This is a genomic window from Rhodococcus sp. 14-2483-1-2 (genome assembly GCF_002259405.1).
Lineage (GTDB): Bacteria > Actinomycetota > Actinomycetes > Mycobacteriales > Mycobacteriaceae > Rhodococcoides.
Genome location: NZ_NPFW01000007.1, coordinates 632,284 through 658,081 on the forward strand (window position 1 = coordinate 632,284; position 25,798 = coordinate 658,081).

General features: G+C 64.3%; 28 protein-coding genes. 10 read left to right on the forward strand and 18 right to left on the reverse strand.

The features are described 5' to 3' along the window. Positions 1-20 precede the first annotated feature (20 nt). Entirely contained in the window at positions 21-1,094 is a 1,074-nt protein-coding gene (locus CH295_RS07650) for an SDR family oxidoreductase (protein WP_037196072.1), read from the forward strand. Between the two features lie 86 nt (positions 1,095-1,180). Here CH295_RS07650 and CH295_RS07655 read toward each other — a convergent pair whose 3' ends face one another. The 3 genes from CH295_RS07655 to CH295_RS07665 form a co-directional block, all read right to left on the reverse strand. After that, positions 1,181-2,599 carry a xylulokinase gene (locus CH295_RS07655; protein ID WP_094635178.1) on the reverse strand — a complete coding sequence of 473 codons (1,419 nt, stop codon included), beginning with the start codon at positions 2,597-2,599 and terminating at the stop codon, positions 1,181-1,183. A 39-nt stretch (positions 2,600-2,638) separates the two neighbouring features. Next, positions 2,639-4,336, reverse strand: a complete 1,698-nt coding sequence (locus CH295_RS07660; RefSeq protein ID WP_037196077.1) for a SulP family inorganic anion transporter — start codon at positions 4,334-4,336, stop codon at positions 2,639-2,641. A gap of 108 nt (positions 4,337-4,444) precedes the next feature. Then, positions 4,445-4,789: an ArsR/SmtB family transcription factor gene (locus CH295_RS07665; RefSeq protein ID WP_094635350.1), complete on the reverse strand. Its 345-nt coding sequence runs from the start codon at positions 4,787-4,789 to the stop codon at positions 4,445-4,447. Positions 4,790-4,905: 116 nt separating this feature from the next. Here CH295_RS07665 and CH295_RS07670 point away from each other — a divergent pair, with 116 nt between their 5' ends. The 5 genes from CH295_RS07670 to CH295_RS07690 all read left to right on the forward strand — a co-directional run bounded on the left by CH295_RS07670 (position 4,906) and on the right by CH295_RS07690 (position 9,640). Next, positions 4,906-5,553 (forward strand): TetR family transcriptional regulator, encoded by a 648-nt coding sequence (locus CH295_RS07670; protein WP_094740243.1) that lies wholly within the window; start codon positions 4,906-4,908, stop codon positions 5,551-5,553. A 148-nt stretch (positions 5,554-5,701) separates the two neighbouring features. Beyond that, entirely contained in the window at positions 5,702-6,859 is a 1,158-nt protein-coding gene (locus tag CH295_RS07675; RefSeq protein ID WP_037196251.1) for an acyl-CoA dehydrogenase, read from the forward strand. A 5-nt stretch (positions 6,860-6,864) separates the two neighbouring features. Further along, positions 6,865-7,713, forward strand: coding sequence for a 3-hydroxybutyryl-CoA dehydrogenase (locus tag CH295_RS07680; RefSeq protein ID WP_288143180.1), 849 nt, complete (start codon positions 6,865-6,867; stop codon positions 7,711-7,713). Between the two features lie 115 nt (positions 7,714-7,828). After that, positions 7,829-8,623: an SDR family NAD(P)-dependent oxidoreductase gene (locus CH295_RS07685; protein WP_037196083.1), complete on the forward strand. Its 795-nt coding sequence runs from the start codon at positions 7,829-7,831 to the stop codon at positions 8,621-8,623. 123 nt (positions 8,624-8,746) lie between these two features. Then, the gene (locus CH295_RS07690) at positions 8,747-9,640 is read left to right on the forward strand and encodes a glucose 1-dehydrogenase (RefSeq protein WP_094635349.1); all 894 of its coding nucleotides are present in this window, start codon (positions 8,747-8,749) and stop codon (positions 9,638-9,640) included. Positions 9,641-9,718: 78 nt separating this feature from the next. On the opposite strand, the gene CH295_RS07695 is transcribed toward CH295_RS07690, so the two are convergent. The 6 genes from CH295_RS07695 to CH295_RS07720 all read right to left on the reverse strand — a co-directional run bounded on the left by CH295_RS07695 (position 9,719) and on the right by CH295_RS07720 (position 14,729). Then, positions 9,719-10,477 carry an SDR family oxidoreductase gene (locus tag CH295_RS07695; RefSeq protein ID WP_037196086.1) on the reverse strand — a complete coding sequence of 253 codons (759 nt, stop codon included), beginning with the start codon at positions 10,475-10,477 and terminating at the stop codon, positions 9,719-9,721. A gap of 68 nt (positions 10,478-10,545) precedes the next feature. After that, entirely contained in the window at positions 10,546-11,283 is a 738-nt protein-coding gene (locus CH295_RS07700; RefSeq protein ID WP_094635171.1) for a lysophospholipid acyltransferase family protein, read from the reverse strand. A 57-nt stretch (positions 11,284-11,340) separates the two neighbouring features. Continuing rightward, the gene (locus CH295_RS07705; RefSeq protein ID WP_141216682.1) at positions 11,341-11,826 is read right to left on the reverse strand and encodes a hypothetical protein; all 486 of its coding nucleotides are present in this window, start codon (positions 11,824-11,826) and stop codon (positions 11,341-11,343) included. Positions 11,827-11,928: 102 nt separating this feature from the next. Then, positions 11,929-12,684, reverse strand: a complete 756-nt coding sequence (locus CH295_RS07710; RefSeq protein WP_094740245.1) for an ABC transporter permease — start codon at positions 12,682-12,684, stop codon at positions 11,929-11,931. Further along, positions 12,681-13,667, reverse strand: coding sequence for an ATP-binding cassette domain-containing protein (locus tag CH295_RS07715; protein ID WP_094740246.1), 987 nt, complete (start codon positions 13,665-13,667; stop codon positions 12,681-12,683). Before CH295_RS07715 ends, CH295_RS07710 begins: the two co-directional genes overlap by 4 nt. Positions 13,668-13,763: 96 nt before the next feature. Beyond that, a complete protein-coding gene (locus CH295_RS07720) occupies positions 13,764-14,729 on the reverse strand; it encodes a lysophospholipid acyltransferase family protein (RefSeq protein WP_094740330.1) in 966 nt (321 codons plus the stop codon). 116 nt (positions 14,730-14,845) lie between these two features. On the opposite strand from CH295_RS07720, the gene CH295_RS07725 reads away from it, so the two are divergent. Then, the gene (locus tag CH295_RS07725) at positions 14,846-16,249 is read left to right on the forward strand and encodes a GntP family permease (protein ID WP_094635162.1); all 1,404 of its coding nucleotides are present in this window, start codon (positions 14,846-14,848) and stop codon (positions 16,247-16,249) included. 152 nt (positions 16,250-16,401) lie between these two features. On the opposite strand, the gene CH295_RS28100 is transcribed toward CH295_RS07725, so the two are convergent. The 3 genes from CH295_RS28100 to CH295_RS07735 all read right to left on the reverse strand — a co-directional run bounded on the left by CH295_RS28100 (position 16,402) and on the right by CH295_RS07735 (position 18,336). Beyond that, positions 16,402-16,533 carry a GNAT family N-acetyltransferase gene (locus CH295_RS28100; RefSeq protein WP_143546108.1) on the reverse strand — a complete coding sequence of 44 codons (132 nt, stop codon included), beginning with the start codon at positions 16,531-16,533 and terminating at the stop codon, positions 16,402-16,404. Positions 16,534-16,730: 197 nt separating this feature from the next. Next, positions 16,731-17,333: a YdeI/OmpD-associated family protein gene (locus CH295_RS07730; RefSeq protein ID WP_094740331.1), complete on the reverse strand. Its 603-nt coding sequence runs from the start codon at positions 17,331-17,333 to the stop codon at positions 16,731-16,733. A 40-nt stretch (positions 17,334-17,373) separates the two neighbouring features. Beyond that, the gene (locus CH295_RS07735) at positions 17,374-18,336 is read right to left on the reverse strand and encodes an SMI1/KNR4 family protein (protein WP_094740247.1); all 963 of its coding nucleotides are present in this window, start codon (positions 18,334-18,336) and stop codon (positions 17,374-17,376) included. A gap of 129 nt (positions 18,337-18,465) precedes the next feature. Here CH295_RS07735 and CH295_RS07740 point away from each other — a divergent pair, with 129 nt between their 5' ends. Continuing rightward, complete coding sequence (locus CH295_RS07740) at positions 18,466-18,936, forward strand: YdeI/OmpD-associated family protein (RefSeq protein ID WP_170945794.1); 471 nt, start codon at positions 18,466-18,468, stop codon at positions 18,934-18,936. 32 nt (positions 18,937-18,968) lie between these two features. Here the strand turns inward: CH295_RS07740 and CH295_RS07745 are convergent, their stop codons facing one another. From CH295_RS07745 to CH295_RS07760, 5 genes are all read right to left on the reverse strand, one after another. Then, positions 18,969-19,673, reverse strand: a complete 705-nt coding sequence (locus CH295_RS07745; RefSeq protein WP_094740249.1) for a M50 family metallopeptidase — start codon at positions 19,671-19,673, stop codon at positions 18,969-18,971. A gap of 94 nt (positions 19,674-19,767) precedes the next feature. Beyond that, positions 19,768-20,724 carry an acyl-ACP desaturase gene (locus CH295_RS07750; protein ID WP_094635158.1) on the reverse strand — a complete coding sequence of 319 codons (957 nt, stop codon included), beginning with the start codon at positions 20,722-20,724 and terminating at the stop codon, positions 19,768-19,770. A gap of 128 nt (positions 20,725-20,852) precedes the next feature. Beyond that, complete coding sequence (locus CH295_RS07755) at positions 20,853-21,287, reverse strand: GtrA family protein (protein WP_502694473.1); 435 nt, start codon at positions 21,285-21,287, stop codon at positions 20,853-20,855. Between the two features lie 164 nt (positions 21,288-21,451). Next, a complete protein-coding gene (locus tag CH295_RS27735) occupies positions 21,452-21,619 on the reverse strand; it encodes a hypothetical protein (RefSeq protein WP_170945796.1) in 168 nt (55 codons plus the stop codon). A gap of 74 nt (positions 21,620-21,693) precedes the next feature. Then, positions 21,694-23,079 (reverse strand): maltokinase N-terminal cap-like domain-containing protein, encoded by a 1,386-nt coding sequence (locus CH295_RS07760; RefSeq protein ID WP_094740250.1) that lies wholly within the window; start codon positions 23,077-23,079, stop codon positions 21,694-21,696. A 157-nt stretch (positions 23,080-23,236) separates the two neighbouring features. On the opposite strand from CH295_RS07760, the gene CH295_RS07765 reads away from it, so the two are divergent. Both CH295_RS07765 and CH295_RS07770 read left to right on the forward strand, forming a co-directional pair. After that, positions 23,237-24,001 (forward strand): pirin family protein, encoded by a 765-nt coding sequence (locus CH295_RS07765; protein ID WP_094635154.1) that lies wholly within the window; start codon positions 23,237-23,239, stop codon positions 23,999-24,001. Positions 24,002-24,112: 111 nt separating this feature from the next. Beyond that, positions 24,113-24,589 (forward strand): DUF4190 domain-containing protein, encoded by a 477-nt coding sequence (locus tag CH295_RS07770; protein ID WP_230596528.1) that lies wholly within the window; start codon positions 24,113-24,115, stop codon positions 24,587-24,589. 16 nt (positions 24,590-24,605) lie between these two features. Here the strand turns inward: CH295_RS07770 and CH295_RS07775 are convergent, their stop codons facing one another. After that, positions 24,606-25,724, reverse strand: coding sequence for a GGDEF domain-containing protein (locus CH295_RS07775; protein WP_094740333.1), 1,119 nt, complete (start codon positions 25,722-25,724; stop codon positions 24,606-24,608). Positions 25,725-25,798 lie beyond the last annotated feature (74 nt).

The following is a 25,798-nucleotide window of genomic DNA, read 5'->3' on the forward strand; positions in this document are numbered from 1 at the left end:
CCAGTGGGTAGTCGGTGCGGATGACTACGAACACCACGCGCGCGCTGATCGTCGGTGCCACCGGTATTTCCGGCCAGGCCCTGTGCCACGCAGCACTCGATGCAGGCTGGACCACCTACGGACTGAGTCGCAGCGGAAGTACCCCCGTCGACGGCGTCGTGCCGGTGGCCGCGGACCTGCTCGATCCGGCCTCGCTCGAGAAGGCTCTGAAGGACGTTCGCCCCGAGGTCGTGTTCTTCACCGCATGGATGAAGAAGGACTCCGAGCAGGAGAACATCGAGGTCAACTCGGCGACCCTACGCAATGTGCTGAATGTTCTCGGGCCCCTCGAGTCGGTGAAGCACGTCGCGCTGATGACCGGCCTCAAGCACTACCTCGGACCGTTCGATGCCTACGGTGAGTCAGTGATGGCCGAGACGCCGTTCCACGAGACCGAGGATCGCCTCGACACCCCGAACTTCTACTACGCGCAGGAAGACGAACTGTTCGCCGGTGCCGAGAAGTTCGGATTCGGTTGGAGCGTGCACCGCGCCCACACCATCTCCGGCTTCGCGGTCGGCAACGCGATGAACATGATGCTGACGCTGTCCGTGTACGCGTCGATCTGCAAGGAACTCGGTGAGAAGTTCGTCTTCCCCGGCTCCGAAACGCAGTGGAACGGGCTCACCGACCTCACCGACGCCGACCTGCTTGCCGAGCAGATGGTCTGGGCCGCAACCGATGACAATGCGCACAACGAGGCCTTCAACATCGCCAACGGTGACGTGTTCCGTTGGCGCTGGCTGTGGCCCCAGTTCGCCGCGCACTTCGGCGTGGAGCCCGAGGGCTTCGACACCGAACCGCGTCCCCTCGAACCCCGCATGTCCGACGCGGCTGCCGCGTGGAAGCGCATCGCGGAGAAGCACGATCTGGTGGAGAGCGATGTCTCCCGTCTGGCGTCGTGGTGGCACACCGACGGCGACCTCGGCCGCGACATGGAATGCCTGACCGACATGAACAAGTCCAAGAAGGCAGGCTTCCTCGGCTTCCGGTCCACGCCGGATGCCATCGCCTCGGTGATTCAGCGCTACCGAGACGCTCGCCTGATTCCCTAGTGAGCGGCTGCGCCGCACGTGCGCACGGAGCCTGCGGTCGTTCCGCAGGCTCCACTCCTAACTCGACCTCTGCTACGAGGTTCCGCTCACCTGGGGGCGGCGCCCTCGGTCAGATCCCGCACCTCGGCGTAGCGTTCTCGCACCGCCGGGGTCGGGTCTGCCTCGTATGTCTTCGACGCGGCCTGCGCCCAGGTCGGCGGCTCAACGGTCCCGGCCAACGTCCATGCAGCCTGGCGCGCGGCACCGTCGGCGACGTATTCACCCGGCTCGGGCACGATCACCGGGACCCCGAGAATGGCCGGGGCCAGCTCCCGCACCGCAGCCGATTTCGCGCCGCCGCCGATGAGCAGCACCCGCTTCGTCTCCACCCCCTGTGCACGCAGGTGATCGATGCCGTCGGCCAAGCCGCACAGCAGTCCCTCGATTGCCGCGCGCGCCAGGTGACCGGGCGTCGAATTGTTCAGTCTCAGGCCGTGAATCGCACCGGATGCATCGGGGCGGTTGGGGGTGCGCTCACCTTCGAGATACGGCACCAACACCAGACCTTCGCTGGTAGTCGACAGCGCCAATCGAGACAGTTCGTCATGATCGACGCCCAGTAGACGCGCCGTGGCATCGAGCACCCGGGCAGCGTTGAGCGTGCACACCAACGGCAACTGACGGCCGGTGGCGTCGGCGAATCCGGCGACGAGACCCGAACCGTCGGCTGCCGCAACCGAGGTCACCGCCGATACGACGCCGGAGGTCCCCACCGAGACCACCACGTCACCGGGCTGGGCATCGAGAGCAAGGGCCGCGGCGGCATTGTCTCCGGTCCCCGGCCCGATGAGGGCCCCGCTCGGTGTGCGGCCGATGGTCTCGTTCGGTGCGGCGACCCGCGGAAGCTGCGGGTTACGCCCTCGAAAACCGAACTGCAACAGGTCGGTTCGATACTCGTTCGACGCGGCGGAGAAGTATCCGGTGCCACTGGCGTCGCCTCGATCGGTGGCCAGAGCGTCGAGCCCCGATGCCCCGCCGAGCTGCCAACTGAGCCAATCGTGTGGAAGGCACACCGCCGCAGTGCGATCGGCGTTCTCCGGCTCGTGGTCGGCGAGCCATCGCAACTTGGCGACGGTGATCGAGGCCAATGGAACCACTCCGACGGCGTCGGCCCAGGCCTGCCCGCCGTCGACGCCGGTCTCCTTCCCCAACTCCGACACCAAGTCCGTCGCGGCCTGCGCCGACCGAGTGTCGTTCCACAACAGCGCTTTACGGACCACGGATCCCGCGTCGTCGAGGCACACCATGCCGTGCTGCTGCGCGCCGACCGACACCGCGTCCACGTCGTCGAGTCCGCCTGCTGCTGCCACCGCCTCGTCGAGCGCGTCTTTCCATCGCTGCGGGTCGACCTCGGTACCGTCGGGATGGGCGGCTCGCCCCTGGCGCACCAACTCTCCCGATTCGGCGTCCCGAACGAAGACTTTGCACGATTGGGTGGAGGAGTCGATCCCTGCAACGAGAGCCACGATGAGCCGGTCCTTTCCTACGCAAGTGTGACTTGGACCCTACCCGCGAGGCGCGGTTGCCTCGGTCACCAGCGTGCGCGCGTAGGCGATGGCCTGCGGCGTGGTCTCGAAAACACGGCGCGCTTCGTCGTCCTTGGTGGTGAACACCCCCAGCGCCGTCAGCGGACGCAGGTGTTCGGGTTTGGCCGCGGAGATGAGGACGGTGATGCGGCGGTGTTCGAGTTCGGTGATCGTGTCCTTGAGGACGATGGCTCCGGTGGCATCGATGGTGGTCACCCGCGACATGCGCAGGATCACCACTTTCACGTCCGACACGTCGGCGAGCTCGAGCAGAAAGCTGTGCGCGGCTCCGAAGAACAGTGCGCCGTCGATCCGGTAGGCGACGATGTGCTCGCGCAGCAGGTCTTGTTCTTCCTTCGAGACCGCGTCGAGTGCATCGAGGGGCACCTGCTCGACGGTGGCCGATCGCGCGACGGCGCGCAGTGCCAGCACCGCAGCGAACCCGACGCCGACCGCCACCGCCGTCACCAGGTCGAAAACGACCGTGACGAGAAAGGTCGACAACATCACCACGGTGTCCCCACGACCGGCGCGGGAAATTGCTCGGATGGACGCGGTTTCGACCATGCGCACCGTCGTCGCCAGGAGCACCCCGGCGAGGGCTGCGAGTGGAATGTCAGCCACCAGACCCGCGGCGGAATACATGATCGCGGCGAGGATCACGGCATGGGTGAGCGCGGCGAGCCTGGTGCGTGCTCCGGATCTGACGTTGACGGCAGTGCGGGCGATGGCACCGGTGGCGGGGATACCGCCGAACAACGGTGCGGCGATGTTCGCCAGCCCTTGCCCGAACAGTTCACGGTCGGGATTGTGCCGCGCGCCGACGCCCATCGAGTCCGCCGCGGTCGCGGACAGCAACGATTCCAGGGCAGCCAGGGCAGCGACGGCGAACGCCGGTGCCAACAACGCCGTCACGTCACCGAGGTGGAAGAAGCTCAGGCTCGGAGCGGACAACGACGACGGAATCGTGCCGATCCGGGCGATGTCGAGATCGAACAGTTGGGTGACCACCGTTGCTCCCGCGACCGCAACCAGAGAGAACGGTACTTTCGGAGCCAGGCGGCCACCGACGAGCATGACGATCGCGACCGTGACGGCCACGGTGGGCGTCAGAATGCTCGCGTGCGAGACGAACGAGCGCACCGCGTCGAACGCGGACTGCCACACCTTGTCACCCTCGGCGTCGGTGATACCCAGGGCCGACGGAACCTGTTGCAGCGCAATGACGACGGCGATGCCGGCGGTGAACCCTTCGATGACGGGCGCCGGCATGTACCGGACGGCTCGACCGACTCCGGCGACGGCGAGCGCGAGCAGGATCACCCCGGCCATCAGGCCGACGGCGAGCACTCCGGTCGGCCCGTATTCGGCGACGATCGGCACGAGCACCACCGTCATGGCACCGGTCGGACCGGACACCTGGAACCGCGATCCGCCGAATACTGCGGCCACGACTCCCGCGATGATCGCCGTGGTCAAGCCGGCCGCCGCACCCAGGCCGGTACTGACGCCGAAGCCGAGCGCCAGAGGCAGCGCGACCAGGGCCACGATCAGGCCGGCCAGCAGATCCGCACCGGGCGCGCGGAGGGCGGGTTTCCACTCGCTCCACCTGGGCAGGAGCGCTGTCACAGCCCTCACGGCGTCGGTCTTACGGGCGGGTTTCGTCGGTTCGGACATGTGACGCTTTCTGAGAACTCATCGATCCTGGTCGAGCTACTTGCTAAGTTTAGCAAGTAATGAATCAGGTGAACAGCGACGTGAGCCAGACCATCCCGAGCCGTCGAGTCAGGCGCGCGCTCCGGACTCGCCTTCGAGCAGCTCGGCCTGGTTGGCCACCACTCCCGTGAGTATTTCCCGCGCAACGACCAACAGGTCGGCCACCTTCGGCGACGTCAATGTGTAGGACACCGACAGGCCTTCCCGGGTGCCTTCGATGAGACCGGCGCGCCGCAGGATGGACAACTGCTGAGACAGATTGGCCGGCTCGATGCCGATTTCCGGCAGCATCTCGGACACGGCGTGCTCGCGCTCGCTCAGCAACTCCAGCACCCGAATACGGGCGGGATGCGCCAACGTCTTGAAGAAGTCGGCTTTCATTCTGTAGAGCGGCCGGCTCGAATCCGTGGCCATGAAGTCCTCCCGTGGCACCCACCACCGCGCAGCAGGCTACTTGCGAACACTAGCAATCAAAGGACGGAACGGGACGACCTCCCTGCACGTCCCGAAACTCGGCTACCTTCACTCCCATGCGCGGAGACCCGGAAGAATCGACCGACTTCAGGCTCACCGTGGCCACAGCGGCCCTCGACCTGTTCTCCGTCAAGGGATACGAGTCGACGACGGTGGACGACATCGCCGGTGCCGCCGGAATCTCGCGTCGGACATTCTTTCGTCAGTTCCGCGCCAAGGAAGACGTCGTCTTCGCCGATCACGAAATACTGCTCGAGCAGGCAGGCGCCTTCCTCGAATCGAACGAGGGCGATCCCTGGCAGGCGGTGTGCGATGCCGCGCAGCAGGTGTACGAGCGATTCTCCGATTGGATCGAGATGTCGCGCCTGCGCTATCAGGTGGTGCACCGCAACCCTGCGCTGCGCGATCGGGAGATCGTCACCGTGTTTCGCTACGACCGACTCTTCGTCGAATATCTGCAGCGCGTTCTGCCCGATCACCCTCACCTGGAGATTCTGCAGTTCTCGGCTTCGGTGACTGCGACGCACAACTACATCCTTCGTCGAATGATCCGCGACGGCCTGCCGACATCCGTCGAGGATCTGCGTTCGGCACTGGCGCAGGTCCGCGCGCAGTTCTTCGGTGAGATCGTCGTCGCGTCGTTCCCCCGGGGTACGTCCGTCGCCAAAGTCGTCGATGCGTTGGCCGATCACACAACCGCCTGATCTGTCCGGACCGAATGGCACTGAGTGCCGGATGCCGAAGACCCGGTCTTGAATCGGTCCGAATCCGGACGTACACTGGGGCAATCCTTGGCACTGAGTGCCCTACGTGGGCAGTGCCACCCCCGACACACCGAGGAGCGTGGCCGACATGGCCGGAAATCCCGACTTCGATCTGTATCAATCGCCCGAAGAGCACGACGAACTGCGCGCGGCCATTCGGGCTCTCTCGGAGAAGGAGATCGCTCCGTACGCCAAAGAGGTCGACGAGGACTCCCGTTTCCCCGAGGAGGCGCTCAAAGCCCTGAACGCCTCGGGCTTCAACGCCATCCACGTTCCCGAGGAGTACGACGGCCAGGGTGCCGATTCCGTCGCTGCCTGCATCGTCATCGAAGAGGTTGCACGCGTGTGCGGCTCGTCCTCGCTGATCCCCGCGGTCAACAAACTCGGCACGATGGGCCTGATCCTCAAGGGCTCCGAGGAGCTCAAGAAGCAGGTTCTGCCGTCTCTCGCCGGTGGCGCGATGGCGTCGTACGCCCTGTCCGAGCGCGAAGCAGGATCCGACGCGGCGAGCATGCGCACCCGCGCCAAGGCCGATGGTGACGACTGGATCCTCAACGGCTCCAAGTGTTGGATCACCAACGGCGGCAAGTCCGAATGGTACACCGTCATGGCCGTGACCGATCCCGACAAGGGCGCCAACGGCATCTCCTCGTTCATCGTGCACAAGGACGACGAGGGATTTGTCGTCGGCCCCAAGGAGAAGAAGCTCGGCATCAAGGGCTCACCCACCGCCGAGCTTTACTTCGAGAACTGCAAGATCCCCGGCGATCGCATCATCGGCGACCCGGGCACCGGCTTCAAGACCGCGCTGGAAACACTCGACCACACCCGCCCCACCATCGGCGCGCAGGCTGTCGGCCTGGCACAGGGCGCACTCGACGCAGCCATCGCATACACCAAGGACCGTAAGCAGTTCGGCACCGCGATCTCGAGCTTCCAGGCAGTGCAGTTCATGCTCGCCGACATGGCGATGAAGGTCGAAGCGGCTCGACTGATGGTCTACAGCTCCGCAGCCCGCGCCGAGCGCGGCGAGAAGAACCTCGGGTTCATCTCGGCAGCAGCGAAGTGCTTCGCCTCGGACGTGGCCATGGAGGTCACCACCGACGCCGTGCAGCTCTTCGGCGGTGCCGGCTACACCACCGACTTCCCGGTCGAGCGCATGATGCGCGACGCCAAGATCACCCAGATCTACGAGGGCACCAACCAGATTCAGCGTGTCGTCATGTCGCGGGCGCTGCTCAAATGAGCGATATCAACCTCGTAGGCGTCATCGGCGGCGGCACCATGGGAGCAGGCATCGCCGAGATGTGTGCTCGCTCCGGCAGTTCGGTGCTGATCCTCGAAACCAGCCAGGCCACAGCCGATGCTGCAGAGGCACGCCTCGACAAGTCGTTCGCCCGCGCCGTCAAGTCCGGCCGCATCGAAGCCGACGCGGCCGAGAAGGCCCGAGCAGCAATCACGTTGACGCTCGACATCGGCGATTTCGCAGACCGCGATCTCGTGGTGGAGGCAGCACCGGAGATCGAATCGCTCAAGCTCGATCTGTTCGGAAAGCTCGATTCCATCGTCAAGCCCGACGGAATCCTGGCCACCAACACGTCGTCGATCCCCGTCATCAAGATGGCCAACGCGACGAAGCGTCCCGACAAGGTCGTCGGAGTGCACTTCTTCAACCCGGTGCCGGTGCTGCCGTTGGTCGAGATCGTCGTCAGCCTTCTCACCAGCGAAGAGACCGTTGCAGCGGTGACGGATTACGCCGGAAACACGCTGGGCAAGAAGACGATTCGCGCCGGTGATCGCGCCGGATTCATCGTCAACGCCTTGCTCATCCCGTACATGGTCTCGGCCATCCGCATGCTCGAGTCCGGCTTCGCCAGCGCTGAGGACATCGACGAGGGCATGGTCAACGGCTGCGCACACCCCATGGGCCCGTTGCGTCTGACCGACACCGTCGGCCTCGACGTCACCCTCGCGGTCGCCGAGTCCCTCTACGCGGAGTTCCGCGAACCGCACTACGCTCCGCCGCCACTGCTGCAGCGCATGGTGGACGCCGGAATGCTGGGGCGCAAAACCGGTAAGGGCTTCTACACGTATTCGTAGTAGTCCCCCCGAGTCTGCGTGAATGGTCCATTCACCCCCGTCAGGGCCGGTGAATGGACCATTCACGTCTTCGAAAGGCGCACACTGGAGTCGTTCCACAACAGTGGGAGGCTTCATGAACATCGATCTCGACGGCCGAACTGCACTGATCTCCGGCTCCAGTCAGGGCATCGGATTGGCCATCGCCACCGAATTGGCCCGCGCCGGTGCGCGCGTCGTACTCAACGGACGGAGCGCATCCGCGCTGGATTCGGCCGAGGAACAACTGCTCACCGAAGTACCCGGCGCACGAGTGATCGTCGTGGCAGCCGATCTCGCGACGGCCGAGGGGGTCGAGACGTTGCTCGCCACGGTCCCGGTGGTCGATATTCTGGTGAACAATCTCGGAATCTTCGGAGCCAAAGCCGCCCTCGACATCGACGACGACGAATGGCGACGCTATTTCGAGGTGAACGTGCTCTCGGCAATCCGGCTGATCCGCACCTATCTGCCGGCGATGACCGAAGCGGGCTGGGGCCGAATCCAGAATATCTGCAGCGATTCCGCAGTCGTGATTCCCGAAGAGATGATCCACTACGGAATGACGAAGACAGCCCTGCTCGCGGTGACCCGCGGGTTCGCGAAAGCCGCTGCTGGAACTGGCGTCACGGTCAATTCCGTGATTGTCGGACCTACCCACACCGAGGGCGTCGAGAAATTCGTGGCCGAACTCGTCGGCGACGAACTGCCCTGGGACGAAGCTCAAGCCAAGTTCATGAAGGAGAACCGTCCGCAATCGTTGATCGGCCGGCTGATCGAGCCGAAAGAGATCGGCAACATGATCGTCTATCTGAGCTCCGAGCAAGCCTCTGCGACCACCGGTGGCGCTCTACGCGTCGACGGCGGCTACGTCGACTCGATACTGCCCTGAGTTGCTGTAAGGCCGGTCCGGTCGGTCACAGTTTGTGGCCGACCGGATCGGGGCATGCGTGAAATACACGGAATCAAGCAAAGGTTCTTCACGCATTTCACCGTATTCGGAGACGATTCCACAGTGAGCGATCAGTACACCTTCACCAACCCCGTCACGCAGTACCGTCAGGACGGCTTCCCGGAGCAGCACCAGGATCCGCCCGGTCTGGCCGCAGATCTTCAGCCTCTCGCCGACCACGGCGAGAACAGCTATCGCGGTTCCGGTCGCCTGACCGGCCGCAAAGCGCTCGTCACCGGTGCCGACTCCGGAATCGGTCGCGCAGCAGCCATTGCCATCGCCCGCGAGGGTGCCGACGTGGTGCTCAACTACCTGCCGTCGGAAGAAAAAGACGCTCAGGAAGTTGCTCAGCTGGTACGCGACGCCGGACGCACCGCAGTCCTGGCACCGGCAGATATCACCGACGAGCAGGCCGCGCGCGGTATCGTGCGCACTGCCGTCGACGAACTCGGTGGCCTCGACCTGCTGATCAACGTTGCCGGTAAACAGCAGTTCGTCGAAGACCTGGCCGACCTGACGTCCGAGCAATTCGATCAGACGTTCAAAACCAACGTCTACGCATTGTTCTGGATCATCCAGGAAGCGGTGCCGCACATGCCCGCCGGTTCCACCATCGTGAACACCAGCTCGATCCAGGCATACACACCGTCACCCGGACTGGTGGATTACGCGACCACGAAGATGGCCATCAACACCATCAGCAAGGCCCTCGCCCAGCAGTTGGCACCCAAGGGTATTCGCGTCAATGTGGTTGCGCCGGGACCGTTCTGGACACCGCTGCAGGCAGCCGGCGGTCAGCCGACCTCGGCGCTGCCGGAATTCGGCAAGGAAACACCGCTCGGACGCGCCGGGCAGCCTGCCGAGATCGCCGGTGCGTACGTCTATCTGTCGTCCGCCGAATCGGGTTACGTCACCGGCGACACACTGAACGTCAACGGCGGAATGCCGACGCCGTAGTCCGTATCCGTTCGGCGTGAATGGACCATTGACACCCGTCTGGTCCTGTGAATGGTCCATTCACGCGTTCAGGAGAGGTCAGTCCTTCGGCCCACCAGCGGCGTAGACGACCTGACCCGAGATGAAGCCTGCACCCTCGCTGACGAAGAACGACGCCAGGTGCGCGATGTCGTCGGGGTGTCCGACGCGATTGACCGGAATCTGCGACGCCGCAGCAGCTTTGAAGTCCTCGAACGGCATGCCGACACGTTCTGCGGTGGCCGCCGTCATCTCCGTCTCGATGAACCCGGGGGCGATGGCGTTGGCGGTGACACCGAACTTGCCGAGTTCGATGGCGAGGGTCTTGGTGAAGCCCTGCATTCCGGCCTTGGCGGCGGAGTAGTTGGCCTGGCCACGGTTGCCGAGGGCGGACGTGCTCGACAGGTTGACGATGCGACCCCACTTGGCGTCGATCATGTGCTTCTGGACCGCGCGGGTCATCAGGAACGATCCGCGCAGGTGCACGCCGAGAACGGAATCCCAGTCCTGCACGGTCATCTTGAACAGCAGGTTGTCGCGAGTGATGCCTGCGTTGTTGATCAGTACGGTCGGCGCACCGAACTCGCCGGCGATGCGATCGACCGCGGTCTGGACGGATTCCTCGTCGGCGACGTTGGCACCGATGGCCACTGCCTGCCCACCTGCGGCCTGAATCGCACCGACGGTATCGCTGCACGCGGCCTCGTCGAGGTCGACCACGGCAACTCCGAAACCGTCCTTGGCCAGCCGCTTCGCTACCGCAGCGCCGATTCCACGCGCACTACCGGTGACTATGGCCGTCTTGATCTGATCGCTCACGAATATCTCCTGACACAACGCCGAATCGAATTACCTGTCATCTGTTTCTACCAACCCCGGCGGCGCAGTCAGTACGCAGCCACCGCTCCGTCGAGCGCCTTCTGCATTCCCTCTGCCACCACTCGGGTGATGTCGATCGGCTTCTCGGGCAGTTCGGTGATGGGCGTGTCGATGTAGACGCTCGCCTGCTTCACCTTCGGCGTACCGGGGCCGTAGCTCAGACCGATGCAGACCAGCACCGGTTCGACCCCGAGCTTGCGCGCCCGCATCGCAATGTGGCCGATCCCGCTGCCGACGTGCTGCACCGTCGTCGGATCTTCGAGATTGCAGGTGCCCTCGGGGAACACTGCGAGGTCGTCGCCCCGCTTCATTCGCTCGGCACTGACGTCCATCATGCGGCTGCCTGCTGCGCTGACGGCTCGCATGCCGTGATTCTTGCCGCGGAAGACGGGGATGCCACCCATCATGTCGATTCGCCTGCGCTGCTTCGGTTCCTGGAAGAGCTCGTCCTTGGCCAATACCCGCGTGCGGCCGATGACCGGACGCAGCGGCGACGCCCATGCCGCCGCTGCGAGCGTATACGGATCGTTCTCGGTCAGATGATTGACCGCGATGAGCAGACGAGTGTTGTCGTAGACAAGACGACGCAGCTCCTCACGAGCACCATCGGGGTACGACACCCGCGGGCGGAAGCGTCGGGCGAGGGCGGCATACGCCAGCCTCGCGACCTGACGATTCTGCTGATGACGCAGATAGAAGTCGTACACGGTCACATCGTTTTCGAGAATTACCGCAGGCCGATCCATGAGCCGAGCCTAATGGTTCGAGCTGCGCCGTCGGGGCCGAGCCCTCATTCGTATCGCCTACCCGATGATCGCCTTGTATTCGGTGAAGATCGGCGCGTACTCGGGGCCGCAGTTCGCGATCGACCAGTCGGTGAGCAGGGTGAGGTTCTCGAACACCCCATCCATCGCGCTGAAGTCGCCTGCCGCACCCTTGGCGTCGGCCTCTTCCATGGCTCGTAGCCACGCCAATGGCTCCGGTGGAGCGACGGCTTGCAGCTCCGACTGGGTCACCGGGGCCTTCGCAGCGAGATCGTCGGCAATGGATTCGGCTACTTCGACACCACCGGCCTCGGCTTCCCGCAGGTTGGCCAGACCCTGCGCCACCTGTGTGGCGTACAGCGTGCAGAAATCCGACCCACCCGAATCCTCTTCGACCGACTCCACGGATTCCACCGATTCTGCGGCCGACGGCTCAGCCGGAGTGGACGGGTTCTCTCCAGTGGACGAACACCCCGCGACAGCGAGGAGAATTACCGCACATCCCAAAGTCGATCGACTGTTCATCGGCGTTGCACTCCTCGTGAACCCTGCCCGGACGACCGCCAGTCTGCGCCTGTGGGCTCGGTTGTGCAGCGCTGTGAGCACCGCGAACGGTTCGAGCCGGCCTCACACCCGCGAGGAACCCATTGCCCGGATCCCGACGGCAAGTCCGACCGCCGCAGTGGCCGCGGCTGCGACGACACCTGCCATGACCGTCGAACTCGCGAAGTCGCCGGCGAACAGTGCACGCTCGGCGTCGACGAGATATCCGAGGGGGTTGATGTTCACCAGGAACTGCATCCACCCCGGGGCGGCCGTCAGCGGCAGCATCGTGCCGGAGAGGATGAGCAGCGGGAACATCAATGTCTGCTGGATGGACCAGAACACCCAATCCTGCCCGCGCACAGCCAAAGCCAATGAGTAGGACAGTGCGCCGAGCCCGACGCCGAACACACCGAGCAGCACGATCCCGACGGCAGCACCGATCGGATTCACGGACAGCCCGAGCGGCAATGCCACCAGAACGATCAGCACGGCCTGTGCGGCCAGCGGCACCATCTCCTTGAACGCGCGCCCGACGAGCAGCGCCGATCGCGGCAACGGGGTCACCAACATTCGTTCGTGCGAACCCTGCTGCAACTCGGCCAACAGATTCGAACCCGTCATGGACGTTCCGAAGATGGTGATCATGGCGAGCACGCCGGGAACGAACCAGTCCCACACACTCCCGTCCCCCAGACCGGGAACATCGGTGAGCAGTGGGCCGAACAGCGCGAGGAGAATCAGCGGTTGGATGAGACTGAAGATGACGGTGAACGGATCGCGGACCATCGGCCGCAGTTCGCGGCCCATCACCAATGCGCTTCCCGCGAGTACGTTCATCGGAGTTCTCCCGCGGTTTCGAGGGAAGACGTGCCCGCCGCGGCGCTCTCACGAAGACTGCGGCCGGTGAGACCGAGAAAGACGTCGTCGAGAGTCGGCCTCGTCATGTCCGCCGTGAGCACCCTGATGCCGTGAGCATCGCCGAGCCGCATCAGCTCCGGGAGAACCACCTCGGCGCGCTCGACCCTGATGTTCAGACGCGAGCCCGCCACCGTCACGTCCTTGATGCCGGCCACACCGTCGAGCAGCGGGACCAACGCCGCGGCGTCGGACACGTTGAGGACGATGAGATCGCCTGCCAGTTCCGACTTGAGTGCGCTGGCGGTGTCATCGGCGATGACGGTGCCGCGATCGACGACGATCACCCGCTCGGCCATGGAATCGGCCTCGTCGAGATAGTGGGTGGTGAGCACGATGGTGGTGCCCATCTCTCGCCTGAGCCGGAGAATGTGGTCCCACAGGTTCGCTCGGCTCTGCGGATCCATTCCGGTGGTCGGCTCGTCGAGAAACAACAGGGGCGGACGGTGCACCAGGCCCAGTGCGATGTCGAGCCGTCGACGCTGCCCACCCGAGAGAGTCGAGACCGTACGGGCAGCGAGCTCGCCGAGCTCGAGTGCCTCGATCAATTCGTCTGCACGACTGCGCGATCGCTGACGCGTCATGCCGTAGCACCGGCCCTGCACGACGAGCTCGTCACGGACGCGTTGATTGTGTCCCGCACCGTTTCCCTGCCCCACGTAGCCCAGGCTGCGCCGGACTCGATCCCGGTCCTTGCCCACGTCGAACCCGGCAATGCGGGCCGAGCCCGACGTCGGTGTCAGCAGGGTGGTCAGCATCCGCAGAGTGGTCGACTTGCCTGCCCCGTTCGGACCGAGCAGAGCCACCAACTCTCCCTCACCGATCGCCAGGTCGATGCCGCGTACCGCATTCACGGTCTTCTTGCCTTGCCGGAAAGTCTTGGTCAATCCCGATGTTTCGATCATCTGTGACGCCCCTCGTCGTAGCGGTGAATCCCTACGACGGAGACGTTAGAAACGATCGCGGTCAGCTTCGGTCCGCGTTGCCGAGGCGGCGAACAATCAGCCGAAGACGGGAAACTTTCGCTTACTGGCGAGGGCGTCCATCCCGGACTGGATGCTCGCGCGCACCTCGTCGTATTTCGCATCGACGTACGCCTCGTCCTCGCACCGAGCCGGATCGTGATCCAGTTCGACGGGCGGCATGAATCGAGTACGAATCTTGGCGGGCAAGGGAATCTGTGGCAGCGCGGCGGGCGCGATGATCCACGGAAGCGAGATCGCGATCGGGAACACCTTCAACCGTGCAATCTTGTCCAGCTTCAACGCTTTCGACAGCTTGTCACCGCGAATGAGTACTGGCATCGCGTCGGCACCACCCACCGTCGCCACCGGCACGATGGGAACGCCCATCCGAATGGCGAGCTTGATGAAGCCGGTTCGACCGCCGAGAGTGGCCTCGTCTCGCTTGCTCCAGGGCCGCAACGAATCGACCTCACCGCCAGGCCACACGATGACGTCCCGCCCCTCGGCCAGTGCCGTCGACATCGAGTCCGGTGCCGCGGGCAGCACACCCATGGATCGAAAGACCTTGCCGATCAACGGGAACGCCATGAGTGCGTCGTGCGCGGTGCCGTGCAGAATCCGCTTCTCGCCGAAGTGTCGCCACCATTGCGCACCGACGGTCCACGCGTCCCACACGAACGGCGCACCCGAGTGCACGCCCACGACCAGCACCGGCGACTCGGGGATGGTCTCCCACCCGTCTATCTCCATTCGGAAGTAGCGGTCCATCACACCGTTCCACAGCCGCTGCTGGCGATCCATCGCCACGGTGTTCTGATCGTCGAGGTCCCAGCCACCTGCGCGTTCGGCGACAACGGCTCCGAGACCACCGGATGCCTTCGCCCGTCGCTCCTTCATCTTCAGTCGCGCTGCCGCGGCGTACCGCTGCGCTTGCTCGCGCAGCTGCTCCTTCGTCGGTTCTTCGGAGCCGTCCCCGCCCAATACGTGATCCCCATCACTCATACCCGAACGGTACTCCACTCGCCCGAAGCCGACTCACAACCAGCGCTCGTAACCCCGCGCGACGTCCCGTCTGTCCGTTATGGTCAAAATTCGAGCCGAGCGAACGAGGTACACCGATGGATCCGATCGAACCGGCATACGGAACGACAGCACTGCTGCTGATCGCCGCCGCAGCCGTTGCAATTCTGTTGTTCCTCATCATGAAGGTGAAGCTGCATGCCTTCGTCTCCCTGGTCCTGGTCAGCGCGGTCACCGCCGTCGCGGCGGGAATCCCACTGGCAGACGTGCCGTCGGCCCTGCTCTCGGGCTTCAGTTCCACACTCGGATCGGTCGCCCTACTCGTCGCGTTGGGCGTGATGGTCGGCAGACTGCTCGAAATCACCGGTGGTGCACAGGTATTGGCCGATACCCTGATCAACCGATTCGGTGCCAAGCGTGCACCGCTCGCCCTCGGTGTGGCCGCACTCATCTTCGGCTTTCCCATCTTCTTCGACGCCGGCCTCGTCGTCTTCCTGCCGATCATCTTCACCGTCGCCAAGCGATTCGGTGGATCGGTGCTGCTGTACGCCCTCCCGACGGCAGGCGCATTCGCCGCGATGCACGCGATCGTTCCCCCGCACCCCGGACCTGTCGCCGCCACCGAACTTCTCGGCGGCGATATTGGATCGGTACTGCTGGTCGGCGTCCCCGTCGCCGTCGTCTCCTGGTTCGTCGGCTCGTACCTCGTAGGCACGCAGCTCGGTAAGCGGTTCCACACCTTGCCCGCCGACCTCTTCGCCGACGGCGCAGCCAACTCCGAAGAACACGACAAAGAGATGGCCGGCCTCCGCGACCCTGCGCCGAAGTTCGGTGCGGTGCTGCTCATCCTGCTGACGCCGCTCGTACTGATCTCCCTCAACACCGTGGTCAACACTCTGACCACCTCGGGAGTGCTGACCGGAGACGAGACCTGGGCAGCAGCGCTGACACTCATCGGTCAGACGCCCATCGCGCTGCTCATCACCTTGCTGCTGGCTCTGTTCATTCTCGCGCCGGGACGCTTCCCCGTCGCCGACGGTGCCAAGTACATGGATCAGGCCCTCGGACCCATCTGTTCGATCATCCTGATCACCGGTGCCGGCGGCATGTTCGGTGGAGTGCTGCGGGCCAGCGGCATCGGGCAGTCGCTCACCTCCTCGCTGTCCGGCCTCGGACTGCCGATCCTGCTGCAGGCCTTCCTGATCGCCACCGCCCTTCGCGTCGCGCAGGGTTCGGCCACCGTGGCCCTGACCACCACCGCCGGGCTGATCTCGGTCCAGGTCGCCGAGCTCGATCTGAGCAATTTCAAGATCGCGCTGTTGGTGTTCGCACTGGCCGCCGGAGCCACCGTGCTCTCCCACGTCAACGACTCCGGTTTCTGGCTCGTCAGCCGCTTCTTCGGTATGGACGAGAAGACGACACTGAAAACCTGGACCGTCATGGAAACGACGCTGGGACTGGCGATATTCGCCCTCGCGTCGCTGCTGTGGGTGGTGTTCTAGCGGGTTCGGCCACAACCAGCACGGCCGCTCTGTATCGGATGTATGTCGTCGAACGTCGGTACGACAAGCTCGGGCATCGGCGCGACCTTCCACCAGCTCACGGCCATCCCGACAGGCCAAGAACCGAGGGGGTCAGAGCTGCTTGCGCATCTTCACACTTGTGGTTTCATATCCGGCTCGACGACGACATCCCACACCCACCACGAGCTGGCGTCGTCCGAGTTGTCGCGACCGATCCAGAGGTACCCGACGATCTGGCCGGTGTCGTCGACGAGGTCGAACACAGTGTTGTTCGGGGTGGGAGCACCCGCGGGGAAAGCACGCTCGATGGCATTACTGGAGTGCTCTTCAGCGGCGCGCGGCGTCTCACCTGTAGCGACCAGGTCCGTCTTGCCCTACTCACCGACCGAGGCGCGACGCCAATTGCTGGACATACTCTTTCGAGGATCGCTTCGCTCGTGACAGTCGGCGACCCCGGCTGCTATCGTCCGTCGCGCTTGGGTTGCCATCGAGCTGCGCGCTCGCCGATCGATGCGAGCCGAGCAGTCTCGTGTATACGAGCGGCTCGGGTCTCGGGCCGCTTGGCGGTCACGATCCACTCCAGAATCCCTCGACGCGCGGACGGCGGAAACTGGTTCCAATTGTCCTCCGCATCAACGTACTCGGCGAATGCAGCCGCAAGGTCGTCGGGAACGATCAGCTCCTCGACCTCGTCGAGTACGGTCCAAGCTCCATTGGCAACGGCGGCCTCGACTGCGCGCTCCCCCGCCGGAAGCATCAGGCCCGCTTCACGAAGGGCCTCGATGCGGATCTTGTTCGGACGGGACCATGCACTCGCGGGTTTCCGGGGCGAGAAATACAACATGGTGCGCTCGTCGTCGAGCTTGCGCGGTCGGCTGTCGACCCACCCCACGGCGAGTGCTTCCGACACTGCGTCGTCGTAGCTGATCGCCGCTCTCCCGGTGGCCTTCTTCCACGACACCAGCCACACCGATTTCGCTCTGTCGTGATGTGCGATCAGCCATGTCCGCCACTGGGCACGTGTCTCGGCATGCACCCTCGGTGCGTCGTCCATGACGGCCATGCGTACCCCTTCGTTCGTCGGCACCAGTACAGCGCTCGTCTCACTCGTCGGCTTCGAACACGCATCCCCCGGATGGAAGCTCCAGGACGATGACGTCGTGGTCCTCTCCGGTGACGATCGCGGTGAAGATGAGCTCCGCACCGTCCATCGACACCCACCAATTCATGTTGGCACCGCGCACACGCGGCACCTGCCGATACACCGCTCGGGCGTCCTCGACCACGGCCTGCGGATGCAGCCTCCGAGCGGTCTCGATGACGGTGCGACGAACATGGTCGAGATCGATCAGGTCGTCGTCATCCGACAGTTGCGACGGACGAAAGTCGATGAGTGCGAAAGGTATTCGGATGACGGGGAGCGTCGCCGCATGTGCCATCGATCCGTCGGAGAACTCGGGGTCACGCCACTCGAGCACACCGTCCGCGAACGTGGGAGTCAGATCGTCGTAGATCGCCGATCCGGTCTCGATGCTGCGGTGGACCGCTGCGATGTATTCGGTCAGGGAGTCGAACCACGGTGCACCCTGGTCAGCGGACTCATACGAGAAGTTGCGGATACACCCTCGACGCGTACCGGGACGTGTGTCGACGTAGGTTGTGCCACCGGCACCATCCTCGGCGAACGGGACATAGGAGGGGAGAAACATTTCGGCCGTCTCACCTGCCTCCTGAGCGCGGACGACGTCCGGCCAGTCATCGCCCAGATCGTCGATCGAATGCGGGTTTTCGAGGCTGAACGTGTGCCGGGCGAGAACCTCGTCGAGCGACAACAGGGTCGAGTCCGGTAGCACCGAACCGATTGGGCCGCAGTCCTCACCCTCCGGAACGTGCTGCCCGTCGTGCAGTCCGTAGAACTCGCGCAGTTCCTCGGTCCACGGCGTTGTCGCACGTTCCGCAGACTCTCGCTCGCCCGCGGTCCGCGGCGGCCGAATCGACGCAGCAGTGATGGGCGCACGTTCACGAAGCGTCGCCATGTACGCGGTCCATACCGCGGTGAGGTTCACGACTCGAACCTAATGGGTCTCGATCGGCGAGGGGGTTCGATACGGGTCTCCTTTCCGCGGAGATCACTCGATATGCTGCAGTCTCAGGCGACATTTCCTTCAGCGGTGTATCGACGGTGCGAGGCAATCGTGAGTGACAGCATTCGATTCGACGGAGTGCTCGAGCCGATGACGTGGGGCAAGAACACGTACACGATCATCCGTGTTCCGACTCGATTGGTCGAGGCAGCGGAGCGGTGGCCGACTCGCCGGATCGACGGTTCGATCGACGGGCTGAGTCTCAATCTCGGTCTCAACAACGCAGATTCGAATGTGATGCCCGGGTCGTTCGTCTACATCGGCGCAGGCCTTCAGCGCCGATTGGGCGTCCACCCCGGTGATCTGGTGTCGTGTGAATTCGAACCGGCCGATCCCGATCTGGTACCTGTCCCGCAGGATGTCGCGGAGGCTATGGAGACGGCGCACTGCACATCCGCGTGGGAGCGGAAGCGGCCGAGCGAGCGTCGTCAGTTGTTGATGCCCATCGACAACGCTGCGCGAGAGCAGACCCGCGCAGACCGCGTAGCGCGACTGGTCGGGATGTTGACGGAAAATCCATGACCGGACAGTCGAGGTGCCCAGGCCGCCCTCCGTCACTGCACCGGAACGAGAATTCTCCACGCCCCCAACGCCAATGAGCCAACGGTCACGAGCAGGAACAGGCCGACCCAGACGATGCCGGGAAGGAAGGTCAGCCGGGCCAGTTGATCGGCGTCGGAGTCCCGAGCCCGTCCTGCGCTGCGGGATTTCTGCAGTTCGAGAACGGGGCGCGGACCGGCGATCAGCAGGAAGAACGTGATGAAGTACGCCGAGGCGACCTGTTGCTCTCCGGTGCCCCACCAGGACACCACGAACAACAGTCCACCAACGGTGACGAGGGACAGCAGTCCGTAGATGTTGCGAATCATCAACAGCATCAACGCAATCGAGATGATGCCGATCCACAACACCGCCGACGCTCGCTGTGTGCCCAGCACCAGAGCGGCACCGAGGCCGAGAAGCGACGGCCCGACGTAGCCGGCGAACGTCATCGCGATGACGCCGAGGCCGGTGGGCTTGCCCTTGGAGATGGCGACGCCGGAGGTATCGGAGTGCAGTCGCAGCCCCATCAGCTGTCGGCCGGTGATCAGCGCGACGAACAGGTGCGCGCCCTCGTGCGCGATGGTCACGACGTTGCGTGCGATCCGCCACGTCTGCGGCAACACGACGATGACGAGTGCAGCCAGGGCAGCGACTTGGACGATCCACACCGGTGGATCAGGACTCACCGCGGAAATGCGGTCCCAGAATTCGTTCACACCACACCCTATGTGAGCGGTGAGGAGTGGAGCCTGCAGGAACGACCAGCGACACTTCGGAGCAGGCTACGAAGTTCCGCTCACATCGGTCACGTCAGGACGCGCGCGACTCGGCCTTCGCACGTTCGCGGGCGAGGGAGCGATCGCGCATCTCCTCGAACTTGGTGGCCTGCCGCTCGAGGTCTTCGAGGAACGCGGCGAGTTCTTCGCGCTTGTTCTCACCGCGTGCGGTGAAGTCGTTGCGCTCGAACACGCTCCACTTGCGCAGCACCGGCCAGACGACGTCCTCGAGGTGCTGACGCAGGTCGTAGATGCCGTGCTTGGCCATCAGCACACCGTTGCGGCGGAAGTTCGGCATCCCCGCACCCGGCATGACGAAGTTCATCACGATGTCCGAGACAGCCTGCAACGTCTGGTCGGGAGAGATGTCCATCGCCGCGCCGGTGATGTTGCGGTAGAAGATCATGTGCAGGTTCTCGTCGGCGGCGATGCGCTGGAGCATGCGGTCGGCGATCGGATCGTCGCAGACCTTGCCGGTGTTGCGGTGCGAGACGCGCGTCGCGAGTTCCTGGAAGGTCACGTACGCGACCGAGTGCAGCAGACCGACCCCCGCACCGGCGGGCGAGACGTACCCGTTGGTCATGTGGATCATCCGGGCCTCTTCGAGGGCGACGGGATCGACGCCGCGGGTGACGACGAGGTAGTCGCGCATGACGATGCCGTGCCGGTTCTCCTCGGCGGTCCAGCGACCGACCCAGGTTCCCCAGGCACCGTCCTGGGAGAAGTTCTCGGCGATCTCACGGTGGTAGGACGGCAGGTTGTCCTCGGTGAGCAGGTTGGTGATCATCGCGGCCTGTGCGACGTCGGAGAGCTTGGACTGCTCCGGGTCGTAGTCCTGGCCGCCGAGTGCGGCGAAGTTGCGACCTTCGTCCCACGGAACGTAGTCGTGAGGGTGCCACTCCCGCGCCATCGAAATGTGACGGTTCACATTGTCCTCGGCAGTGGGCACCAACTCTTGCAGAAGCTCGAGCTGTGTCAGATCCCTGGCCATCGAGATGCCTCCTCGCGTTGACGTCAGCTCGCAAGCCTAGGGCGATACGTGCGTGACGTGTGGAGCCTTGCCCGGATTCTGTTAGAGGTAGCAATCGACGTCCGCACGGAATGGTGCGACGTCACAGCTCAGCGAGCACCGAGAGTGGAACCCGAGGACGCGAGCGTCGCCGGACGGAAGACCCAGCCACGGAGAGCGAGGAACCGGGCGGCTCCGAAGATGCCGCCCACAGCGATGACGACCAGAACCTGGACGTATGTCGGCGCTGCCGGGAACAGGATGTGCACTGCGGCCAGTGAGGCGGTACTCAGACCAAGCCCGATCAGGGCGAGTCCCCCGGCTTCCCACTGCGTCTGGAACCAGCCCACACGACCGGCCGCATGAAAGGTGTGACGGCGGTGCAGCTCGTTGGCAAGGACGGTACTTGCGGCCACACCTGCAAGGTTGGCAGTGAACGATCCGAGAGAAGCGAGGGCGACGAACAACAGGGCGTACACACCGTTACTCGACACCCCGACGATCACGAAGCGCGTGAACTGAGCGAGCACCGACTCCCCGAGCATCCGCGACCTGATGCGAGGCGCACAGCCCGCCGACCCGGACGAAGCCGGGACTTTCAGGGAAGTGCTCACGAGGACTCCAGTTGTAGAACCGGAAGCGTCGGTCGGCGCTTCGACTCGATACAACTCCGCCCGCGAACGAATCGGTCTCGGACGTGACGGAAGTCTCAGGCCTTGGTGGAACTTTCTTCCCGAGCGCGCTTCTTGCGGTCCAGGTCGATGTTGAGACTGTCGGGCTTGATCGATGCGACGAACAACACCGCGACGAGCACGACCACTACGACGATGGTGATGACGACCACCGCGATGCCGAAAATTGCCAAAATACCGTTCATGTCCTGCCTCCCGTGTCAGGCAATACGGTACTTGTCGTAGACAGTCCGGTCGACGTGCACCCCCAGCTCACCGCTCAGCTCACCAGGCGCGCCACAGCGCGCATCGGCAACGACAGCCAGGTAGGCCTGTTGCGAGCCTCGTACAGAACCTCGTACACGGCCTTGTCCAACTCGTATGCGCGCAACAGGTCGGCCTCCTCGCGGGGATCGTGCCCGGCCACCGAGGCGTATCCGTCGAAGAATGCCGCAATACTGCGGGCCGCCCACTTCTCGGCCCGCTCTCGCGCCGTCCGGTCCTCGGGCAGATCGACCAGCAGGTGGTTGGCCGCATAGTCGAACGAGCGCAGCATTCCGGCCACGTCACGCAGAGCGCTGTCCATCTGCCTGCGCTCGGCCAAGGTCTTTGCCGGCTCACCCTCGAAATCGATGAGCAACCACCGTTCCGGAGTGCCCAGCACCTGACCCAGATGCAGGTCACCGTGGATGCGCTGCACCGTGGTGCTGTTCGACGCCTCCGCTCGCGAGATCAGAGCGGTCGCCGCCGGGATGTACTGCGCGATCTCCGGCACCACCCGTGCCACTCCCGAGATGCGGGCGAGGATCTCCTCGACGGCGGTAGATTCCACCGATCGTTCGGCGGTACCCAGCACCGCCGCCAGGTCGTGGTGTACCTGCGCCACGGCCGCTCCGATCCGATGTGCGTCCGGGGCGAAATCGGCGGGCAGGTCTTCGATCGGCGTCTGCGGGGAATCGAACACCTCCTGCACGCTGGCCAGTGCCGCGGTCCAGCCCTCGGCGGAGTTCGCGGCGAAATCCTGAGCCATGCCGAGGGTCGTGGGTTCACCGCCGACTTCGGCTTCGAGCCAGCCACGAAGCGGCGCGACGTTGACGCTCCCCGCCTCCGCCAGCGCGCGATGCAGTTCCACATCGGGGCTGATCCCCGGCGGCACCTGACGAAACAGCTTGAGCAACAGTAGATCACCGAGAATCACCGAGGTGTTGGACTGCTCCGCCCCCAGAACCCGACCGCGTAGACCGCTCGGCACACTCGAACCGTCGACGATCTTGAATTCGATGCCGCCCGTGGCCTTTCCGGTGGCCAGAGCATCTCCGTACAGGCCGATGATCTCCGGGTCGCGCAAACCGTCGAACACGGCCACGTCGCCCGCCACGGGCAGTGCCCACGGCCGGAGGTCGTCGGTCAGTTCGGTCCGGAACCCGAGGGGCACCTGGTAGGTCTGTGTGACGGCCGCGCCGTCCTGCGTCAGCTGCACCTCCACCAGCAGATGCTCGGCCGCGAAATGTGGCTCGTCCCGAAGCACGTCGCGCGCGACGATCCGCACCGCACTCACCGTCGAACCCTTTGCGCCGAACCACCGTTGACCTGGCAACCACGTCGCCAGAGCATCCTCGAGCTGGGGTTCGACCGTGCGTGCCACACTCGAGCTGGAACCGACCATGAGAATGTCTCGCCGCCTTCTTCGGAGTTTGCGGAGCTTGTGACCGTACGCAGCGAAACCTACCCACTCCCGGCGACGCCCACACACCGACCGCAAAGACACCCGAACGTTATGCAGGTCGTACGCCGGTGCACAGACATGCTCGTAGAGTGGTCACATGTCCGCTCCACTGACCGCCCACATCGACGTACACCGCGCCGGTGATCGATCGAAAACCCGTGTGTCCTGGCTGGACTCGAAACATTCGTTCTCCTTCGGCCAGCACTACGACCCCGACAACACCCATCACGGACTGTTGCTGGTCAACAACGACGACATCGTCACTGCCGGTCAAGGTTTCGAGACACATCCGCATCGCGACACGGAGATCGTCACCTGGGTGATGCAGGGTTCACTGGTGCATCAGGATTCCATCGGGCACTCCGGAATCATCCATCCCGGCCTCGCGCAACGGATGACAGCGGGCAAGGGCATCCTGCACTCCGAGAAGAACGATTCCTGGAGCATCGACGGCAACAAGCACACCGAGCCCGTTCGCTTCGTGCAGATGTGGGTGCTTCCGGACAGCCCCGGTGCCACTCCCGGATACGAACAGCTCGAGATCGGCGACGAATTGCTGCGTGGAGGGTTGGTCACCGTCGCGTCGGGGATGGACAAGCATCGCGGTCAGGCTGCGATCGGGATTTCCCAGAAGTCGGCTGCGCTGCACGCGGCAAGGTTGTTGCCCGGAACCTCGGTGACGGTGCCCGACGCCCCGTTCGTGCACCTGTTCGTCGCGCGCGGCATCGTCACGCTCGAAGGTGTGGGCGATCTCTGGGAGGGCGACGCAGTCCGCATGAGTTCGACTGGCGGACAACGGATCACCGCTACCGAGCCGGCCGAGGTGCTGATCTGGGAGATGCATTCACGTCTCGGCGGTTGACCTATACGTTCGATGACAAGTTGATCACGGGAGCACGTGGGTCCTGTGCGCACAGGAGACACCCGCATACACTCCCAGCGTTCACGATCGCCGATTTCGGAGGTATTCAACGTGTCGAATCAGAATCCGCCGCCCGGAAACTATCCCCCTCCCGGAAACTATCCTTCACCCGGTGAGTACCCCCAGCAGGGCGGGTATCAACAACAGCCGACAGCGCCGAAGAACACCGTCGGCACGGTGGCTCTGGTCCTGGCGATTCTGGGCGTGTTGTTCTCCTGGACCATCGTGGGCGGAATCCTTCTCGGCCTGATCGCCATCGTTCTCGGCTTCGTCGGACGGTCCAGGTACAAGAAACGCACCGCCACCAACGGCACCGTGTCACTCGTCGCGATCATTCTCGGTTTCGTGGCCGCAGCACTGTCGATCGTTCTCGTCGTCGTCGGCGTCGGCCTGTTCAACGCAGTCGGTGGACAAGACTTCACCGACTGCATCAGCAACGCAGGCAGCGATACTGCAGCGCAACAGCAATGTGCCGACGAATTCCAGCAGAACGTCGAGAACCAGTACGACGACTCGACACCGAACTGAGTCGCGGCCGAGACAATTACGTCTCGGTGCCTGACGGAGTCCGGTCGCCTCGGCGCGTCGAACCCGCCACGATCACCTGATTGCCACCCTGCTGCTTGGCTTCGTACATCGCCGCGTCGGCTCGTCGCAGCAGCAGCGTGGTGAGTTCGACGATGTCGAAGCCGATGTCCTCGGCAATCGGGTACGTGCAATGCGCGACGCCTATGCTCACCGTCAGCGGTGCGGGGTCCTCCGCGGAATGCGCGGCACACCGATACGTCTCGGCCAGTGCGAGGGCCTCGTTCTCGGCCGATTTGGTCACCACTGCGAACTCCTCACCGCCCACCCGCGCGACCAGCACACCGTCCGTCGTCAGCCGACGTGCGATCAGCTGCAGGGCCGCGTCCCCCTGGTGGTGACCGAATCTGTCGTTGATCGACTTGAATCGGTCCACGTCGACGACCATCACCGACACATCGGTCGCACCGAGGAAATACACCGGCAGTGCCTCGTCGAGCCCTCGTCGGTTGCGTACCTGAGTGAGCGGATCGAAGTTGGCCGCCTGCGCTTGGACCTGCAGTTTGAGGAGCAGGTACTGAAAGAACGTCGGGCCCATGAACGTGATGGGCACGAGCACCACGAGTTGCGCGACAGCCAGGCCGTGATCGGTATCCGGCGACAACAGGATCAGCACGAAGAACAGCGCCACTGCAGACCCGGCCCACAACAGATGCAAGGCCATCACTCGCGCACTGTGGAACAGCTGCACGTACACGCTGTTCGCTGCGAGCAGCGCGAGGGTCATGATGACGGTCTGGGGCTGTCCGTAGGCCAACAGCACCGCGGTGGTTCCGACGTCCGCGTACGCGGCGAACATCAGGGATGCACGCTTGGAGGGCCACGGTGCTTTCAGCCAGGCGATACCGACCACCGGTGTGGACAGCAACGCGACCACATAGACGCTCACCGCGATCGTCGAGGTCGGCGGCGTCTCGGTGAGCAGCAGCAACGCTGCTGCACCGAGCCCGTACGAAAACGTACTCAGAGCTGCAGCCAGCCGGTAGGGCGTCAGTGCACCGTGCAACTCGAGGTAGCTCACCACCGACTCGTAGCTGTGCGGCTGGTCCCACCACGTGCGCAGAAATGTCGATTGCACGTAACCTCCATGCGCGTTCCAGCCGAGAATCACCGGAACCGACTGGACGCCACCATGTTGGACCGGGCCGGACA

Bases quoted from the DNA above. Each gene is read 5' to 3' on its own strand.
- CH295_RS07650 (WP_037196072.1), top strand. From the start codon at position 21: ATGACTACGAACACCACGCGCGCGCTGATCGTCGGTGCCACCGGTATT.
- CH295_RS07710 (WP_094740245.1), bottom strand. From the start codon at position 12,684: ATGAACGTACTCGCGGGAAGCGCATTGGTGATGGGCCGCGAACTGCGG.
- CH295_RS07765 (WP_094635154.1), top strand. From the start codon at position 23,237: ATGTCCGCTCCACTGACCGCCCACATCGACGTACACCGCGCCGGTGAT.
- CH295_RS07700 (WP_094635171.1), bottom strand. From the start codon at position 11,283: ATGGATCGGCCTGCGGTAATTCTCGAAAACGATGTGACCGTGTACGAC.
- CH295_RS07705 (WP_141216682.1), bottom strand. From the start codon at position 11,826: ATGAACAGTCGATCGACTTTGGGATGTGCGGTAATTCTCCTCGCTGTC.
- CH295_RS07675 (WP_037196251.1), top strand. From the start codon at position 5,702: ATGGCCGGAAATCCCGACTTCGATCTGTATCAATCGCCCGAAGAGCAC.
- CH295_RS07670 (WP_094740243.1), top strand. From the start codon at position 4,906: ATGCGCGGAGACCCGGAAGAATCGACCGACTTCAGGCTCACCGTGGCC.
- CH295_RS07760 (WP_094740250.1), bottom strand. From the start codon at position 23,079: ATGGTCGGTTCCAGCTCGAGTGTGGCACGCACGGTCGAACCCCAGCTC.
- CH295_RS07685 (WP_037196083.1), top strand. From the start codon at position 7,829: ATGAACATCGATCTCGACGGCCGAACTGCACTGATCTCCGGCTCCAGT.
- CH295_RS07660 (WP_037196077.1), bottom strand. From the start codon at position 4,336: ATGTCCGAACCGACGAAACCCGCCCGTAAGACCGACGCCGTGAGGGCT.
- CH295_RS07730 (WP_094740331.1), bottom strand. From the start codon at position 17,333: ATGGCCGTCATGGACGACGCACCGAGGGTGCATGCCGAGACACGTGCC.
- CH295_RS07725 (WP_094635162.1), top strand. From the start codon at position 14,846: ATGGATCCGATCGAACCGGCATACGGAACGACAGCACTGCTGCTGATC.
- CH295_RS07715 (WP_094740246.1), bottom strand. From the start codon at position 13,667: ATGATCGAAACATCGGGATTGACCAAGACTTTCCGGCAAGGCAAGAAG.
- CH295_RS07665 (WP_094635350.1), bottom strand. From the start codon at position 4,789: ATGGCCACGGATTCGAGCCGGCCGCTCTACAGAATGAAAGCCGACTTC.
- CH295_RS27735 (WP_170945796.1), bottom strand. From the start codon at position 21,619: ATGAACGGTATTTTGGCAATTTTCGGCATCGCGGTGGTCGTCATCACC.
- CH295_RS07720 (WP_094740330.1), bottom strand. From the start codon at position 14,729: ATGAGTGATGGGGATCACGTATTGGGCGGGGACGGCTCCGAAGAACCG.
- CH295_RS07750 (WP_094635158.1), bottom strand. From the start codon at position 20,724: ATGGCCAGGGATCTGACACAGCTCGAGCTTCTGCAAGAGTTGGTGCCC.
- CH295_RS07755 (WP_502694473.1), bottom strand. From the start codon at position 21,287: ATGCTCGGGGAGTCGGTGCTCGCTCAGTTCACGCGCTTCGTGATCGTC.